14 protein-coding genes and 1 pseudogene are annotated in these 14,960 nt (G+C 69.5%); 9 read left to right on the top strand and 6 right to left on the bottom strand.

Features of this window, described 5'->3' with window-relative positions; translation table 11 throughout:
• Positions 1-130 precede the first annotated feature (130 nt).
• Together GPX89_RS34160 and GPX89_RS45635 are read right to left on the bottom strand one after the other, a co-directional pair.
• Entirely contained in the window at positions 131-355 is a 225-nt protein-coding gene (locus GPX89_RS34160) for a hypothetical protein (RefSeq protein ID WP_157391828.1), read from the bottom strand.
• A complete protein-coding gene (locus tag GPX89_RS45635) occupies positions 352-474 on the bottom strand; it encodes a hypothetical protein (protein ID WP_268893414.1) in 123 nt (40 codons plus the stop codon). Before GPX89_RS45635 ends, GPX89_RS34160 begins: the two co-directional genes overlap by 4 nt.
• Before the next feature lie 86 nt (positions 475-560).
• Here GPX89_RS45635 and GPX89_RS34155 point away from each other — a divergent pair, with 86 nt between their 5' ends.
• The 6 genes from GPX89_RS34155 to GPX89_RS34130 all read left to right on the top strand — a co-directional run bounded on the left by GPX89_RS34155 (position 561) and on the right by GPX89_RS34130 (position 6,993).
• Positions 561-1,526 (top strand): helix-turn-helix domain-containing protein, encoded by a 966-nt coding sequence (locus GPX89_RS34155; protein WP_157391827.1) that lies wholly within the window; start codon positions 561-563, stop codon positions 1,524-1,526.
• 68 nt (positions 1,527-1,594) lie between these two features.
• Positions 1,595-1,867 carry an LppU/SCO3897 family protein gene (locus tag GPX89_RS34150; RefSeq protein ID WP_157391826.1) on the top strand — a complete coding sequence of 91 codons (273 nt, stop codon included), beginning with the start codon at positions 1,595-1,597 and terminating at the stop codon, positions 1,865-1,867.
• Between the two features lie 62 nt (positions 1,868-1,929).
• Positions 1,930-3,948 carry a nicotinate-nucleotide--dimethylbenzimidazole phosphoribosyltransferase gene (gene cobT / locus GPX89_RS34145; protein WP_328602626.1) on the top strand — a complete coding sequence of 673 codons (2,019 nt, stop codon included), beginning with the start codon at positions 1,930-1,932 and terminating at the stop codon, positions 3,946-3,948.
• Positions 3,949-4,209: 261 nt separating this feature from the next.
• On the top strand, positions 4,210-4,956 hold the full coding sequence (locus GPX89_RS34140; protein WP_328602625.1) for an adenosylcobinamide-GDP ribazoletransferase: 747 nt from the start codon (positions 4,210-4,212) through the stop codon (positions 4,954-4,956).
• A 185-nt stretch (positions 4,957-5,141) separates the two neighbouring features.
• A complete protein-coding gene (locus GPX89_RS34135) occupies positions 5,142-5,948 on the top strand; it encodes a bestrophin-like domain (protein ID WP_235948746.1) in 807 nt (268 codons plus the stop codon).
• A gap of 43 nt (positions 5,949-5,991) precedes the next feature.
• Positions 5,992-6,993 carry a hypothetical protein gene (locus GPX89_RS34130; protein ID WP_157391825.1) on the top strand — a complete coding sequence of 334 codons (1,002 nt, stop codon included), beginning with the start codon at positions 5,992-5,994 and terminating at the stop codon, positions 6,991-6,993.
• Between the two features lie 10 nt (positions 6,994-7,003).
• Here the strand turns inward: GPX89_RS34130 and GPX89_RS34125 are convergent, their stop codons facing one another.
• On the bottom strand, positions 7,004-7,312 hold the full coding sequence (locus GPX89_RS34125; RefSeq protein WP_157391824.1) for a MetQ/NlpA family ABC transporter substrate-binding protein: 309 nt from the start codon (positions 7,310-7,312) through the stop codon (positions 7,004-7,006).
• 105 nt (positions 7,313-7,417) lie between these two features.
• On the opposite strand from GPX89_RS34125, the gene GPX89_RS34120 reads away from it, so the two are divergent.
• From GPX89_RS34120 to GPX89_RS34110, 3 genes and pseudogenes are all read left to right on the top strand, one after another.
• Positions 7,418-8,299, top strand: coding sequence for a MetQ/NlpA family ABC transporter substrate-binding protein (locus GPX89_RS34120; protein ID WP_407939518.1), 882 nt, complete (start codon positions 7,418-7,420; stop codon positions 8,297-8,299).
• Positions 8,296-9,330 (top strand): annotated as a pseudogene (locus GPX89_RS34115) (methionine ABC transporter ATP-binding protein); the annotation flags it as partial. The gene GPX89_RS34120 and the pseudogene GPX89_RS34115, both read left to right, overlap by 4 nt.
• A 404-nt stretch (positions 9,331-9,734) precedes the next feature.
• A complete protein-coding gene (locus GPX89_RS34110) occupies positions 9,735-10,424 on the top strand; it encodes a methionine ABC transporter permease (RefSeq protein ID WP_157391823.1) in 690 nt (229 codons plus the stop codon).
• Between the two features lie 27 nt (positions 10,425-10,451).
• Here GPX89_RS34110 and GPX89_RS34105 read toward each other — a convergent pair whose 3' ends face one another.
• From GPX89_RS34105 to GPX89_RS34095, 3 genes are all read right to left on the bottom strand, one after another.
• Positions 10,452-11,870: a DUF1254 domain-containing protein gene (locus GPX89_RS34105; protein ID WP_157391822.1), complete on the bottom strand. Its 1,419-nt coding sequence runs from the start codon at positions 11,868-11,870 to the stop codon at positions 10,452-10,454.
• A gap of 103 nt (positions 11,871-11,973) precedes the next feature.
• The gene (locus GPX89_RS34100) at positions 11,974-14,529 is read right to left on the bottom strand and encodes an Hsp70 family protein (protein WP_157391821.1); all 2,556 of its coding nucleotides are present in this window, start codon (positions 14,527-14,529) and stop codon (positions 11,974-11,976) included.
• Complete coding sequence (locus GPX89_RS34095) at positions 14,526-14,948, bottom strand: hypothetical protein (protein WP_157391820.1); 423 nt, start codon at positions 14,946-14,948, stop codon at positions 14,526-14,528. Before GPX89_RS34095 ends, GPX89_RS34100 begins: the two co-directional genes overlap by 4 nt.
• Positions 14,949-14,960: the final 12 nt, after the last annotated feature.

The following is a 14,960-nucleotide window of genomic DNA, read 5'->3' as shown; positions in this document are numbered from 1 at the left end:
CTCTCAGTGGGGGCAAGCCCCTGAGACCCCATGTGGGAGTTGGGCTCGTGGCCGTCGGCGCTGACGGCCCGGATGCTGTTCTCCGGCGGGCGGATTCGAGCCTCTTTCACGAGGATCTCGGGCCCGCCCGTCAGTTGTGTTCGCGGTAGGTGGACAACGCGCGGATCTCGAGGGCCATGCGGTCGCGGTCGCGATCGATGACATTCGTGGAACCCGCCAGTCCCCAGTCGCCCTCGCGGTGGAAGGGGACGGCGCGGCCGGCGGCGGCCAGCAGGGCGGCGAATCGGCGGAACATGGTGACTACTTCGGGGGTGCCGGTCGTGGTGGTGAACTGGCCGGGGGTGATGGCGGTCATGACAGGACCTCGCCTTCGTCGGTGGGGTTGGAGTTGTCTCCGGCCATGAAGCCGAAGGTCAGGGTGCCGAGCGCCGTCATTGCGGTTCCGGCTGCGACGATTGCGGACAGTGCGTGCATGGCAGTAAGTTTTCTATAGAGAACATACCGCCAACAGTGGCAGTTCTGACATAGTTCGCAAATATTCGGCCAGATGGGATCGGAACATGCTCTCGAAGGTCGCCGTGGTCCTCAACGACCACCTCGCCATGTTCGAATTCGGCGTCGTCTGTGAGGTATTCGGCCTGGACCGGACCGCGGACGGCTTGCCCGCCTTCGACTTCCGGGTCTGCGGCGCGGAACCCGGCAAGCCGCTGATCTCCAGCTCGCCGGGCATTCAGGTCACGCCCGAGTACGGGCTGGAGGAACTGCGCGATGCGGATCTGGTTGCCATTCCGGCCTTTCCGATCTACGCCGAGAAGCCGTTCGACCCGCGGGTGGTCGACGCGGTGCGGGAGGCCGCCGAGCGCGGGGCCACCGTGCTGACCGTGTGCTCCGGCGCGTTCCTGGCGGGCGCGGCCGGACTGCTCGACGGCCGCAAGTGCACCACCCACTGGCGCTACGTCGACCTGCTGGCGGAGAAGTTTCCGCAGGCCACCGTCGATCCGGACGTGCTGTTCGTGGACGAGGGCAATCTCATCACCAGCGCGGGCACCGCGGCCGGCATCGACGCCGCACTGCATCTGGTGCGCCGCGAACTGGGCAGCAATGTCGCCAATGCCATCGCCCGCCGCATGGTGGTGCCGCCCCAGCGCGACGGCGGGCAGCGGCAGTTCATCGAGCGGCCGGTGCTGGACTGCAACTCCGACAGCCTCAGCGACACCCTGCACTGGATGGGCGAGCACCTGGAACTGCCGCACACGGTCGAGTCGCTGGCGGCGCGCAGTGCCATGTCCACCCGCACCTTCGCGCGCCGCTTCGCCGCCGAGACCGGGACGACGCCGGTGAAATGGCTGACCGGTCAGCGGGTGCTGCTGGCCAAGCAGCTGCTCGAGGAGACCGATCTGGATCTCGAATCCCTGGCCCACCGTTGCGGATTCGGGTCCGGGGCGCTGCTGCGGCATCACTTCCAGCGCGTGGTGGGTATCGCGCCGGTCGAATATCGCCGCCGCTTCGGTATTCGGGTGTCCTGAGTCGACCCGGGCCGGGTGGCTCGAAACGGCGCTGCCCGAACGGATGCCGCCCGCTACGATGCGCAATCGTGCGTTGGGGAGTGATGGTCGCGGTCGTGCCGCTGGCGATGCTGGTGGCCGGGACGACGGCCGGGTGCAAGGATCCGCGGAACGCGGACGGGCAGTGCGTCACGGGAGATGCGCCGAACAGCGCGGGCAAAGTGGTCGAGTGTTCGAAGCCGCACGCGGGGAAGATCGCGGCGAGCGTGGACCACGCCTCGGACTGCCCGCAGGGCACGGACTGGTCGTTCACGTCCCGCGACCTGAAGGTCCAGTGCGTGCACAACCAGACCAACCCCTGAACCCCGGCCCGATGGCCGTGCCTACTCGGCCGGGGCACGGGTGCAATTGATACCGTGCTGACGTGTCGCACACTGCTCAGACAACCGATCGGCCGCTGCGGACCCTGGTGCTCGGTGGCGCCCGGTCCGGGAAGTCGGCCTACGCGGAACAGTTGGTCGCGTCGGAAGCGGTGCGGTACGTGGCGACCGCGGTCGCCGATCCCGCCGACGCCGACTTCGCCGAACGCATTGCGGCGCACCGGGCTCGGCGGCCCGCGCACTGGACCCTGGTGGAGGGCGACCCGGTCGCCGCGCTGAACGAGGCCACCCCCGTCACCCTGGTCGACGACCTCGGGACCTGGCTGACCGCGCGGCTGGATGCCCGCGCCGCCTGGGAGTCGCCGCGCGGCACCGTGAGCCCGGACCTGGATCGTCTGGTCACCGCCGTCGACCACTACCGCGAGCGGCTCGTCATCGTCAGCCCCGAGGTCGGTCTGGGCGTCATCCCCGCCACCGCCTCCGGCCGGTTGTTCCGCGACGAGATCGGCACCCTCAACCAGCGCCTCGCCGAGGTCTGCGACGAGGTGATCCTGGTGGTCGCCGGGCAGGCCCTGCGCGTGAAGCCCGACCGCGCCGCCGCCTCGGCCGCCGCCCTCACCGACGCCGCCGCCGCGAATTCACCGGTCACGGTGGAGAGTTCGGCCCAGCTGTTCGATAACGCGACGGGTCAGGCTGCGGCGCAGGGAGTTCCGGGCGCTGCCGACGCGGCTCGGCCGGTGGGTGCCGGGGCGGATCAATCTGCCCCGCCGGCGGTGCCGGGTGTGGGCAGTGTTCGGCCGGATGCCTCGGAGCTCGGGATGACGGCCGCCGTGCCGGGGACCGAAGCTGCCGCCTCGACGACGGCTGACGCGGGCGGCGTCGCCACGACCGGCGGTTCCGGTTCGAGCGTTGCCACAGCGGCGCAGGCGTCCGGTGCCGTTGTGGGCGTTGCGGATTCGGAGGTTGTTGTCGATGCGCCGCGGTTGAGCAAGCCGGTGCGGATTTCGTTCGGGCCGGTGATGGGGCCGGATCCGATGGTGCGGGCGGCTGCCGAGGAGCGGCAGTTGCAGTTGACCAAGCCCGCCGGGGCGTTGGGGCGGCTGGAGAAGCTGGCGAACTGGGTGTCGGCGTGCCAGGGGGTGTGTCCGCCCAAGCAGTTCGAGCGGGCGCGGGTCGTGGTGTTCGCGGGGGATCACGGGGTCGCCAAGCATGGTGTGTCGGCCTATCCGAGCGAGGTGACCGGGCAGATGGTCGCCAACTTCCTGCACGGCGGCGCGGCGGTGAACGTGCTGGCGCGCCTGGCCGATGCCAGCGTGCGGGTGGAAGACATTGCGGTGGAGGGGGATACCGCGCCGGAGATCTCCAAGCACAAGGTGCGGCGGTCGAGCGGGTCCATCGATCGCGAGGACGCGCTGAGCGAGGCCGAGGTGCAGGCGGCGCTGGCGGCCGGCGCGGCCATCGCCGATGAGGAAATCGATTCCGGCGCCGACCTTCTCATCGCCGGTGACATGGGCATCGGCAACACCACGCCCGCCACCGTGCTGATCGCCGCCATCACCGACACCGAGCCGGTGATCGCGGTGGGCCGCGGCACCGGTGTCGACGACGCCGGCTGGATCCGCAAGACCGCCGCCATCCGCGACGCCATGTGGCGGGCCCGCCCGGTCGTCAAGGACCCGGTTGCCCTGTTGCGCACCGCCTCCGGCGCGGACCTGACCGCCATGGCGGGCTTCCTGGCCCGCGCGGCCGCCCGCCGCACCCCGGTCATCCTCGACGGCGTGGTGGTCACCGCCGCCGCCCTGGTGGCCGACCAGCTGGCCCCGGGCGCCCGCGCCTGGTGGGTGGCGGGCCACCGCTCCAGCGAGCCCTCCCACACCATCGCCCTGCAACGCCTCGACCTCGAGCCCCTCGTCGAGATGAACATGCGCCTGGGCGAAGGCTCCGGCGCGGTCTCCGCCCTCCCGCTCCTCCGCGCAGCGGTCGCCACCCTCGCCGACATGGCCACGTTCGCCGAGGCCGGTGTCAGCACCGCCGACGCCCCCGCCGAATCGGCCGGTGCATAACTTGCCGCCGAGCGCGCCACCACGCCTCGCGCAGCGGGATGCGTTGGCGCGCAAACTCGCCCGGCGTTCACACAGCATGGTCCTCATGCGCGTGGTGGCTGGGCGACCGAGCAGAAGCCCCGCCCGTCGTCCCAGTGGGGCTTCTGCCGGGACCTCGCTCGCGGCAGTGAATTCCGGCGGGCGATCCGCCGGAATAGTTGGCGGAATTGCTGATCAGGCATCGGGATCAGCCGCCTGCACCGGCGTAGGCACGGTGGCCGAGTGAACGGGGTGCGGCTGGCGGTTTCATGGTTGACCGTGTTGCCGGTGCGGGGGCCTGACGAGGTGGATCGGGTGGTTGCGGGGCGGGCGATCGCGTGGGCGCCGCTGGTTGGGATGGTGCTCGGGGTCGGAGCCGCTGGATTGCTATGGGGGCTGGGCGAATTGGGGGCATCGAGTCTGCTGGCAGGGTTCGTCGTCGTGGCGGGGTTGGCGTTGATCACGCGGGGGATGCATATCGATGGGCTGGCGGACACGATGGATGGGCTCGGGAGTTATGGGTCGCCGGAGCGGGCTCGGGAGATCATGAAGAGTGGTGGGGCCGGGCCGTTCGGGGTGGCGGCGTTGGTGTTTGCCGTTGGGGTGCAGGCGGTTTCGTTTGCGGCGTTGGCGGGGGCCGGGCGGTGGGTGGCTGTGGTGCTGGCGGTGGCCGTGGGGCGGGTCGCGGTCGTGATGGCGTGCCGGAAGGGGGTCGAGGCTGCGCCCGGGGCCGGGTTCGGGGCGCTGGTCGCGGGGACGCAGATGCCGGTCGTCGGGCTCGCTTGGGGCGGGATCGCCCTTGTGGCAGGGGTGTTCGCGGTCGGGAATCGGTGGCAGGGGCCGGTGGCCGTGGTGCTGGCGTTGGGGGTGGCGGTGGTGTTGGCGCGGCATTGTGTGCGGCGGTTCGGCGGGCTCAATGGTGATGTGCTCGGGGCCGCACTGGAATTGAGCGTCGCCGTGGCCGCCGCGGTGCTGTCGTTCGCCCGTTAGCGGGGTGGGAGGAAGGCCCGGATGTAGTCCCAGGCCGCGTAGACGATGGGCTGAGCCCGTCATATCGGGCTAATTTCGGCGACGCGCCGTGGGCGTAACAGATTGTTTGCCGGTGCAATCCGACCGACCAGTGGTTGCGAATACATCGTGATCGCAACTGCCCTGGCCGGAAATGGAGTCGCGGAATGCTCGGAATTCTGTTGCAGCTGGGTGTGCTCGTGTCGTTCGTGGTGGTGGCGGTCGGCGTGTTCGTGCTGGGTGACCGGCTGCGGCCGAAGTCCTGGCGGCACAGCGACGATGCCGGGGCCGGGCACATGATGCTGGACATGGTCAACATGTTCTTCGCCGCGATCGTGGCCTTCGTGGTGGTGATCCTGTGGCAGCAGTACGACACCTCGCACGACCACACGGTGTCGGAGGGCAAGGCGCTGGTGAGCGTGTACGAGACCGCCAACGCCATGCCCGAGAAGGACCGCACCCAGATCCAGGGTCTGGTGAAGGACTACACGAAACAGGTCGTGGGCGACGAGTGGCGCACCATGGACGAGCAGCAGCGGCTCAGCCCGGCCGCCCAGGCGACTCTGGACGATCTGCGCGAGGCGGTGTCGTCCGCGCCTGCCGCCGACGCGGATGCGAAGGCGACCCAGGACAAGGCGATGACCGGCGTGGACGCCATCGCGGAGGCCCGCTACGACCGCAGCCTCGACGCCGCGTACCACCTGCCCGGATTCCTCTATGCGGCACTGTGGTTCTCGACCGTGATGCTGCTGTTCGGCACGGTGTTCTCCGGTGTGCTGGTCACCAAGCGCAGCATCCTGATGACCGGCCTGTTCGGCCTGGTGATCGGCGCGGTCATCCTGGCCATCTACCAACTCGACGAGCCGTTCTCGGGGAGTAGCCACGTCTCCAGGGACGCCTACGAGATGGCGCTGTCGCGATTCGACCACATCACCTCTCCGGCCCCGGCGGCCGCCGGCGTCAGCCAGCGCTGAGGTCCGCACCGGGTGCGCTCGGGATTCACATTATGGAGGCGGCGTGAACCGAACTGGCAGGGCGGCACGGGGATTCGCGGTCGCGACGGCCGTCCCGCTGGCGGCGGCGCTACTCGCGGTGCGACCCGCGGTGGCCGGGGCCGATCCCGCGGCCCCGGAGGTGCCGTCGATCGGTGAGATCCTCAGCGGCAGTTCTGGATCCGACGGGGTTGCCGGGCCGATCGACGCGCCTACCGGCAGCGCGCTCGGCTTGGGGACCGGAAGCAGTTACACGGGAAGCCGATCCGGTTCGGGCGGCGGGTTGTCCTCGGGCAGCGGGCTGGGACTGGGCCCGAGTCCCGCCGCGGGCGGATCGCTCAGCACCGGCAGCGGTGTGTCGGGCAGCGCCCAGACCGGCAGCGGAATCACCGCCGGCGCCGCCGGTCTGGCCTTGCCGAACCTGAATCCCCATGTGGCGCAGCAGACGCCGCGGCCGATCGAGGCGGCGAGCCCGGCCGCCGCGCCGAACACCCTCGGAGGTCTGGCCGGGCTGGATTCGGGCAGTGTCCTGACCGCCTGCGCGGGCAGCGCCGTGGTCGGCAGCGCCGCACTAGGTCTGGGCCTGCTGACCGGGAGCGGCACGGGCTCCGGTCTGCTCGGGCCCGGCTTCGTTCCCGGCTCCAGCGGGCTGGTCGGTCCCGGCTCGGCCGGGATGGGCAGCGTCATGGTGGGCAGTGCGCTGACCGGTAGCGCGCTGCTCACCTGCATGTTGCTGCTGCCGATTCCGATGCCGCCGGAACCCGGTATCCCCCTGGAGATTCCCTCGCCGCCGGTCGTGGCCCCGGCCGCCGCGCCCGTGCCGCCGCGGCCGGTGCCCGCTCCCGAGGTGATTCCGCCCGCGCCCGCCCCGGTTCCGGTGCCGCCCCCGCCTCCGGTCGCGTATGTGGCCCCGCCCGTGCCGCCGCAGCCGGTCACCTGGACCACGCTGCAGATCATGACCGTCATGATCATCACCATCATCATCGGCACCCGGGCCCGGGTCGCCCGCGCGAACCGCGGCCGCTAGACCCACGAGATCACTTGCGGAACTTGGTTTCCCGGTCGGTGGCGTTGTAATTGGCCAGGTAGCGGAGGTGCTGGAACTTGTTGAGATCGATCCGGCCCTGGGAGAGCGCCGGATTGGGCTGGTTGTAGTCGGTGAAATTGGTGAACTCGACGGTGATGCCCGCCTCGGCGGCCTTCTTCTTGAACACGTCCCAGTGCGGTTGTGCGAGGTCGTTCACACCGATACGGACCACGTCCCCGTGGTGTTCCCGGCCACAGGCGGCCGTCAACGCCAGTGCGAGCAGGACCGGAAACACCAGGTAACGGCGCAGTTTTCGCATTTCACGCACCGTAGGGGAGCCCGCGCGCGGGCCGAAAGCCTTTGACTCGCCCGGATCGCAATCATTGCCGGGCGATTGCTCGCACAGTTGCATATCCGGGTGCGAATCAAGTTGAACATTCATCGGGCACTGGCGATCCCGGTCCTGGTAGCGGCCGTCGCGAGCCTCACCCTCACGGCCTGCGGCAGCAGCGACAGCTCCGGCGGCAATACCGTGCGCATCGGCACCACCGAGTCCGACCCCCATTGGGACGTCTTCAAGGACGAGGCCAAGAAACAGGGCATCAACCTCGACATCGTCCACTACTCGGACTACTCGCAGCCCAATATCGCGTTGGCGCAGAAGCAGATCGACGTGAATCTGTTCCAGCATCTGCAGTTCCTCGGGCAGTACAACGTCGCCAACAACAAGGATCTGACGCCCATCGGGGCCACCTACATCGTGCCGCTCGGGCTGTACTCCAAGAAGCACAAGACGCTCGCCGACATCCCGCAGGGCGGGGAGATCGCGATCCCGAACGATCCGACCAATCAGGCTCGGGCACTGTTCGTGCTGCAGGCCGCCGGGCTGCTGAAGCTCACGGGCGACAAGGGACAGCCGACTCCCGCCGATGTCGACAAGGGCGCGTCCAAGGTCAAGGTGACCGCGGTCGATGCCGCCCAGACCGCGTTGTCGCTGGCCTCGGTGGACGGTGCGGTCGTCAACAACACCTACCTGTCCAAGGCCGACATCGACCCGAACAGTGCGCTGACCAAGGATGATCCGAGCAATCCGGGCGCCGCGCCCTACATCAACGCGGTGGTCACCCGCGCCGAGGACAAGAACAACCCGACCTATCTGAAGCTGGTCGACATCTTCCACAGCCCGGAGGTGCAGCAGGCCGAGGCGCAGGACTCCAAGGGCACCGCGCTCGAGGTGAAGAAGAACGGCCCCGAACTGGAGCAGATCCTGCAGCGGGTGCAGCAGACCATCCGCGACACCAAGTGAGCGACAACGAAACCGGGGCCGCGGCGGTCGAATTCCGTTCGGTCACCAAGGTCTTCAAGACCGGCAAGCAGCAGCACATCGCGCTCGACGGCATCGACCTGCGCATCGAGCGGGGCGAGATCTTCGGTGTGATCGGCTATTCCGGCGCGGGCAAGTCGACGCTGGTCCGGCTCATCAATGCCCTCGAGAAGCCCACCGACGGCACCGTCCTGATCTCCGGCGACCCCATCACCGGGGTCCCGGAGTCCCGGGTCCGCCACCTGCGCCGCGATATCGGCATGATCTTCCAGCAGTTCAACCTGTTCCGCTCACGCACCGCGGCGGGCAATATCGAATACCCGCTCAAGGTGGCCGGCTGGCCACGCGCCCGCCGCAAGGCCCGGGTCGCGGAACTGCTGGAGTTCGTGGGCCTTTCGGACAAGGCCCGCAGCTACCCCGACCAGCTCTCGGGCGGCCAGAAACAGCGCGTCGGCATCGCCCGCGCCCTGGCCACCTCCCCGTCCCTGCTGCTGGCCGACGAGGCCACGTCGGCCCTGGATCCGGAAACCACCGGCGAGGTCCTGCGCCTGCTGAAGAAGATCAACCGGGAACTCGGGGTCACCATCGTGGTCATCACCCACGAAATGGACGTCATCCGCGCGGTCGCGGACCGCGTCGCGGTGCTCGCCGCGGGCCGAATCGTGGAGTTGGCCGACACCTTCGACGTGTTCTCCGCGCCGATGGCCACCCCCACCCGCTCCTTCGTCGAAACCGTCCTGCACAACCGCCCGACCACCGGTGAACTGGAACGCCTGGGGGAGCGGCACCCCGGCCGCCTGGTCACCGTGGACATCGACGACGAGCGCGGCATCGGCGCGGAATTGGCGGCGGCCGTCACCGCGGGTGTGAGCTTCGAAGTGGTCTTCGGCGGCGTGAGCACTCTGCAGGACAAGACATTCGGCAGTCTCACCCTCGCGTTGAACGGCCCCGACCAGGAGGTGAGCCGGTTCGCCGAACGCCTGGCCGCCCACGACGCGGCGGCGCGGGGTGCTGAGGCGCTGATCGCGGCGGCGCCCGTGGTGGCCGAGATCGCCGACTCCCCTGCGGCCGAGGGCGTTCTGTCGGCGGGTGTTCCGGCTGCGGGCGAGACGCCGACCCGAGCGGCTGAGCTGGAGCCCGCGGGCCACGCCGTGGCGGCGGTAGGGGCGTCGGATGCCGGTGTGGTCGCCGATTCGGTCTCGGCTGAGACGGATTCGAGCTCGCGTTCCGTCGCGCAGGAACCCACGCGGACCCTGCTGGGCGGCACAGCGCCGCAGCGAGCGGCCGCGGGCAGGGGGGAACCGGCGGCACCGATCGCAGGTGACACGCGCACGGTGGACTCGGCCGCGGAAGGTGCGCAATCAGAGGTGCAGGAGGGCGCTGTGCCGCGGCCTGCTGGTGAGGTCAGGAGCGCGTGATGACCGGGGTGGTGACTCTGGCTGCGGTACAGACGGATTGGGATCGGCTGCGCCCCGTGCTCAGCGAGGCCGTCGGGACCACGATCTATCTGGTGCTGTTGACCTTTGTGGTGGGCGGGACCATCGGGCTGGCGTTGGGGACGGCGCTGTACACCACGCGCAAGGGTGGGTTGCTGGCCAATGCGCCGGTCAATGTGGTGTTGAACGTGTTGGTGAATGTGGTGCGGCCGATTCCGTTCATCATTCTGCTGGCGGCGTTGGGGCCGGTGACCTTGAAGGTGATCGGGACGACGATCGGGACCGATGCGGCGGCGTTCGTGATGATCGTGGCGGCGTCGTTCGGGATCGCGCGGATTGTCGAGCAGAATCTGGTGACGGTGGATCCGGGGGTGATCGAGGCGGCGCGGTCGATGGGGGCCGGGCCGGTGCGGATCATTCTCACGCTGTTGATTCCGGAAGCGTTGGGGCCCTTGGTGCTCGGCTACACGTTCGTGGTGATCGCGATCGTCGACATGTCCGCCATGGCGGGCACGGTCGGCGGTGGCGGGCTCGGTGACTTCGCGCTCGTGTACGGGTATCAGCGGTTCGACTGGCGGGTCACGCTGGTGGCGACGTTGATCATCATCGCCGGGGTGCAGGGCATCCAGTTCCTCGGGAACTTCGTGGCCCGCCGGGTATTGCGCCGATGAGGGGTGCGCGATCCGGCGGGCCCGCGGTCACGAGAGTTGCTCGAGCTTCGGGACCTGCCATTTGCGGTTCAGTACTTCGTCTTTCGGTGCGTAGAGCCGCAGGGTGAGGGAGAACCGGCCGCTGTCGGGAATGGGCAGCCAGTGCCCGGCGGGGACGTCCGGGCCGGGATCGGCGTGCTGGACGGTGATTTCGACGGTGCCGTCGGCGGCCGGTGCGATCGGGACCAGGTGGCCCACCGAGTAGATGCCCGCCGGGTTCGGCACCAGATAGGACTCGGCGTCATAGGCGGTCAGCGACCAGAACGCGCCGACCGGCGGCAGTTGATCCTTGGCGAAGGTCAGCCGGAATCGACTGCCGCCGTCGGCATTCGCGTTCACGGTCGGGTACACCGCGTCGCGGGGCAGGTTCGCGCCCAGACCGATCGCGGCGACCTGCGCGCGCAGCGGGTAGTCGGTGCCGTAGGCGCCGACACCGAGGTTGAAGGTCCAGCCGTTCTGGTTCTGGGCCTTGGGATCCCGATAGGCCGCCACGGACTTGCGGGCCGCGGTAGCTGCGGCGGTCAGCATGTCCGCCGGTGCGGTGGACATGGTGGCGCCCGGGGTGATGCCGATGGTGGCGAAGCGCTTCATGGCGTCGCTGTCGTCGGGTGCGGGCGGGTTGAGGGCCATGACGGCGCACAGGCGGTTGAAGAAGGTGGGGCCGTCCATCTGCGCGACCAGCTGTGCGGGGACGCCGCCACCCGTCGGCTGGGCTCCCGGACCGCCCTGGACGGCGTTGGGGTCGGCGTTCCAGACGCTGAGTGGGGCCAGCTTCAGCTGCTGCTGCAGGGCGCGCACGTTCTGAATGTCGTTGTCGCCCTTGTATTCGATGCGGCCGATCAGCCAGGTGGTGCCGGTCGGCATGGCCAGCTGGGTCATACCGGCGGGCACGCTGCCCTTCCACCCGGGGCCGGTGACCAGGTAGGTGTAGGGTGGGTTCCGGTCGCCCGCCTTGATTTTCGGGTCCGCACTGCTCGGGTCGTGCGCGGTATTGGTCCACGCGTCGAGGAACTGCATGAGCCAGTACCGCCCGGCCTCCATGGCGGGCACCTGCAGCACCATCGGTTCGGCGCGCAGATCCAGCCACGCCTGCGAGTAGAGGGTGTCCAGGTTGAGGCGGACGACCTGCTTCGCGGCGGGCGTCGGCGGATTCTGGTGCACGAAGTGGTTTGCCGGGCCGCCGGTCTCGCGGGTGACGTCCATCAGCACCAGCGGATATCCGAACACGTACGCGTCGGCGGCGACATCCTTGGGGTCGTTCGAGGCCGGGGTGGTGCCGGTCGAGGTCGAGCCGTCGCTCGACCTGCCGCACGCGGCCAGGCCGACGGCGGCCATGACGGCCGCGCCGAGCCCGATTGCCATGCGGCGGTTGACGCGCGGAATGCCCTGGTCGGACGTTGGTTCCATAGGTGCCGAGCCCTTTCCCGAGGTAGTGGTTGCGCCCGCCTTTTTGCAGTGTCGCTGCAAGTATATCGGCCAACCGAAAGCTACCGCGGTAGGGGATCGACCGCTACTGCGACTGCCGCATGCCCGCCTCGCGACCCCAGCCGTTGATGCGGTGCTCGAGCGGGCGGAGACGGTCGTAATAGATATTGCGAAGTTGTTCGGGAGCCGAGGGGCGGGCCGCGTCGACCTCTTCGACGGCGAAGGAGATGGCGGACAGGTCGGCCAGCAGGTCGTCGCGCTGCGCGGGGAGCTTGACGCGGTCGTGCTGGTCCACCCGCGAATCGGTCTGGAGCTCACCGTATTTGCGGCGGATGGCATTGTCGGCCGCGTCGATGCGGCGCTTCAGCCAATCGCGCAGCAGACTCGGAGTCTGCTGCATGACGGCGATCTCGCGAATGGACGGGATGTGCAGGATCTCGCGTTCGAGGTCGTCGAGCTTCTCGTTGACCCGCGGCCAGGCCACGAAATCGCCCGCGTCGTAGGCGGCGCGGCCCTGCTGTTCGAGGTCGTCGCGGCGCAGCCGGTACATGGGGGCGCTGTCGGGCTCCTCGCGCTGCAGGAACAGCACGAGTTCGCTGAGGTTGCGCAGGCTCTCCTCGAAGTCGGCCAGCGGCGGTTCCAGATAGTCCTCGGGCCCGCGGCTGTTGAGCAGGCCCTGCAGGATGGTTTCGGCCTCCAACAGCAGGTGATGGGCCTTGGCCTGGTCCTGGGTGCGGGCCACCAGCGGCTCGAGCGCGTCGAGGCGCTGCTCGATCTCCGGTCGCGCCTTGGCGGATTCGGCGCGGTGCGCCTCGCGCTGCATCTGCCGCCAGTCGGTGCGGGCCGCGGCCGCGCGGGTGCGGATCTCGTCCCACGAGGCGACCTCGCGGACCGGGATCTCGATCACCGCGGTGGCGCTGCGGTCCAGGTGGGGGATGCGCACCGAGGCGTGCACGGTCCAGCCGACCGCGAACTCGAGGGTGAGTTCCACGACCGCGCCCGGCTCCAGATCCTCGGGCAGGTCGCGGATCTTGACCACGCCGATGGGAATCCAGCCCTCGTAGAGCCGCACCGCCAGCGTGGTGCCGCGAATGGCGGTCTCCAGGCGCTGGTAGACGCGATGCGGAATCTTGGTGCCCGCCTGCACGACCCGGCACAGCTGGCGGTCGAGCAGCTCCACCGAGAAGTCGTGCGCCAGGATGTCACCGGCCAGATCCGGTACGGCGGTGGCGGTTTCGGCGCGCACGCCCACGCGCTCGACGGCGATCTCCCGGCCGTCGGCGAGCACCCGCACGACGCATTCACCGTCGCCCAGCGGCACCTCGATGAACAGGAAGGTGCCCTCGGGATCGGTGATCCGCTCGCGCTGCGGCTCCCAGCCCTCGGGCGCCACCTCGACCTCGATCTCGGCGGCCTCGATGTTCGACAGCAGCACCCGGCCCGCGATGTCCACGGAATCACCGTCCGGGACAAGGGCTTCCAGCTCCAATACCTGGCTGCGGGTGGCCAGGTTCGCGGCCTTCAGCGCCGCCCCGACCGCGACCACCAGCTCCGGATGGAACAGCCGCGGGGTGAGCCCGAAGCGCGCCTCGAGCAGCTCGGCCACCAGCGGCACCCGCGAGGACCCGCCCACCAGCACGATCTCGTCCAGATCGGTCTGGGTGAGCCGGGCCTTGCTCAGCGCCTCGGCGCAGTGGTCGAGCGTCTCGTTCACGAAACCCTCGATCAGCCGGTTGAATTCGTGCCGGCCCAACGGCAGGTTGATGCTCATGGGCAGGCCGGTGCGGTCCTCGAGATCCTGGTTGATGATCTCGGTCTCGGTCTCGCGGGTCAGGTCGTGCTTGGCGGTCTCGGCCAGGGACAGCAGCCGCGCCAGGCGTTCGGCGTCGGCGGCATCGCCGGGCTCGGCGCGCAGGTCGTAGGCGGGCAGTTGCGTGATCATCCAGTCCACGATGGCCTGATCGAAGTCGTAGCCGCCCAGATACCGGTCGCCGTCGAAGGATCGGCTGCTGAAGCCGTCCTCGGGATCCCAGGACACCACCGAGGTGTCGAAGGTGCCGCCGCCCAGGTCGTAGACCAGGAAACGCTTGCGTTCGGCGGCGGTGCCGCCGGACTCGTGCATGTGCGCCAGCGCCGCCGCGACCGGCTCCATGAGGGTTTCGGCGACCTCGAGACCGGCCTCGGCGCCCGCCTGGGTGGTCTGGGTCTTGGCGCTGGTCTCGAAGTAGGCGGGCACGGTGATCACGGCGCGGTCGACGGCGACGCCGAGCGCCTGCTCGGCCACGGTCTTGAGGTGCCGCAGCAGATGCACCGACGCCTGCAGGGGAGTCAGGGTGGCGTGGCCCGCGATGACCGGTTGATCGGTGCCCATATTGCGCTTGAAGAACATCGCGGGCGGCGCACCGGCCTGGCGCGCTTTGCGTTTGGCGAGCGCGCCGACCAGCGGGGTGCCGTCGGGCCCGATCCAGACCGCGGACGGGGTGGTCAGCGACAGGTCGGGATTGGCCACCAGCAGTGCGCCGCCGAGCGGGCGCAACCGCCGGCTGTCGATCAGGGCCTGCTTGTTCGGGATGTCGGTGTCGGCGGGAATGGCGATGCAGCAGTTGGTGGTACCCAGGTCGATGCCGGCGACGATGCTCATGCGGGGGTCTCCTCGGTGGGGCTGGGCAGCAGCCGGGGCAGTACGCGATAGTCCAGGCGGGGCGCGCCGTCGACGGCCGAATGCGGGCCGGAATCCTCTGCGGCGGACAGGGTTCGGGCCAGATCGAGCAGTTCGGTCAGCTCGGGGAGATCCTCGCCCTCGGGTTCGGTGCGGTGGGTGAGCAGTTCGGCCGCCAGCCGGGTGCGCGGGGTGGCCAGCTGCTCCTCGGCCGCATTGATCCGCGGCACGTCGAGGATCTCGCCGAAGAGCGGAAATCGCTTGGCGTCGTAGGAGATCCGCTTGCGTCGCGCGGCGATGCGGGTGCGCACGGTCGCGCGGTCCGCGGCCGGATCGATGTCGAGCACCTGGAATGCCGTCTCGTAGTACGGATTCCGATCGCGCCAGGCCCACAGGTTCATGATTCGCTCGCT

This window comes from Nocardia terrae (assembly GCF_009760405.1).
Taxonomy (GTDB): Bacteria; Actinomycetota; Actinomycetes; order Mycobacteriales; family Mycobacteriaceae; genus Nocardia; species Nocardia terrae.
Note: the sequence above shows the minus strand (reverse complement) of the source record. Positions and strands in the feature narration are given on the sequence as shown.

Coding starts and splice junctions, on each gene's coding strand:
- GPX89_RS34110 (WP_157391823.1), top strand. CDS start 9,735: ATGACCGGGGTGGTGACTCTGGCTGCGGTACAGACGGATTGGGATCGG.
- GPX89_RS34160 (WP_157391828.1), bottom strand. CDS start 355: ATGACCGCCATCACCCCCGGCCAGTTCACCACCACGACCGGCACCCCC.
- GPX89_RS34100 (WP_157391821.1), bottom strand. CDS start 14,529: ATGAGCATCGTCGCCGGCATCGACCTGGGTACCACCAACTGCTGCATC.
- GPX89_RS34105 (WP_157391822.1), bottom strand. CDS start 11,870: ATGGAACCAACGTCCGACCAGGGCATTCCGCGCGTCAACCGCCGCATG.
- GPX89_RS34135 (WP_235948746.1), top strand. CDS start 5,142: ATGCTCGGAATTCTGTTGCAGCTGGGTGTGCTCGTGTCGTTCGTGGTG.
- GPX89_RS45635 (WP_268893414.1), bottom strand. CDS start 474: ATGCACGCACTGTCCGCAATCGTCGCAGCCGGAACCGCAATGACGGCG.
- GPX89_RS34095 (WP_157391820.1), bottom strand. CDS start 14,948: ATGAACCTGTGGGCCTGGCGCGATCGGAATCCGTACTACGAGACGGCA.
- GPX89_RS34155 (WP_157391827.1), top strand. CDS start 561: ATGCTCTCGAAGGTCGCCGTGGTCCTCAACGACCACCTCGCCATGTTC.
- GPX89_RS34125 (WP_157391824.1), bottom strand. CDS start 7,312: ATGCGAAAACTGCGCCGTTACCTGGTGTTTCCGGTCCTGCTCGCACTG.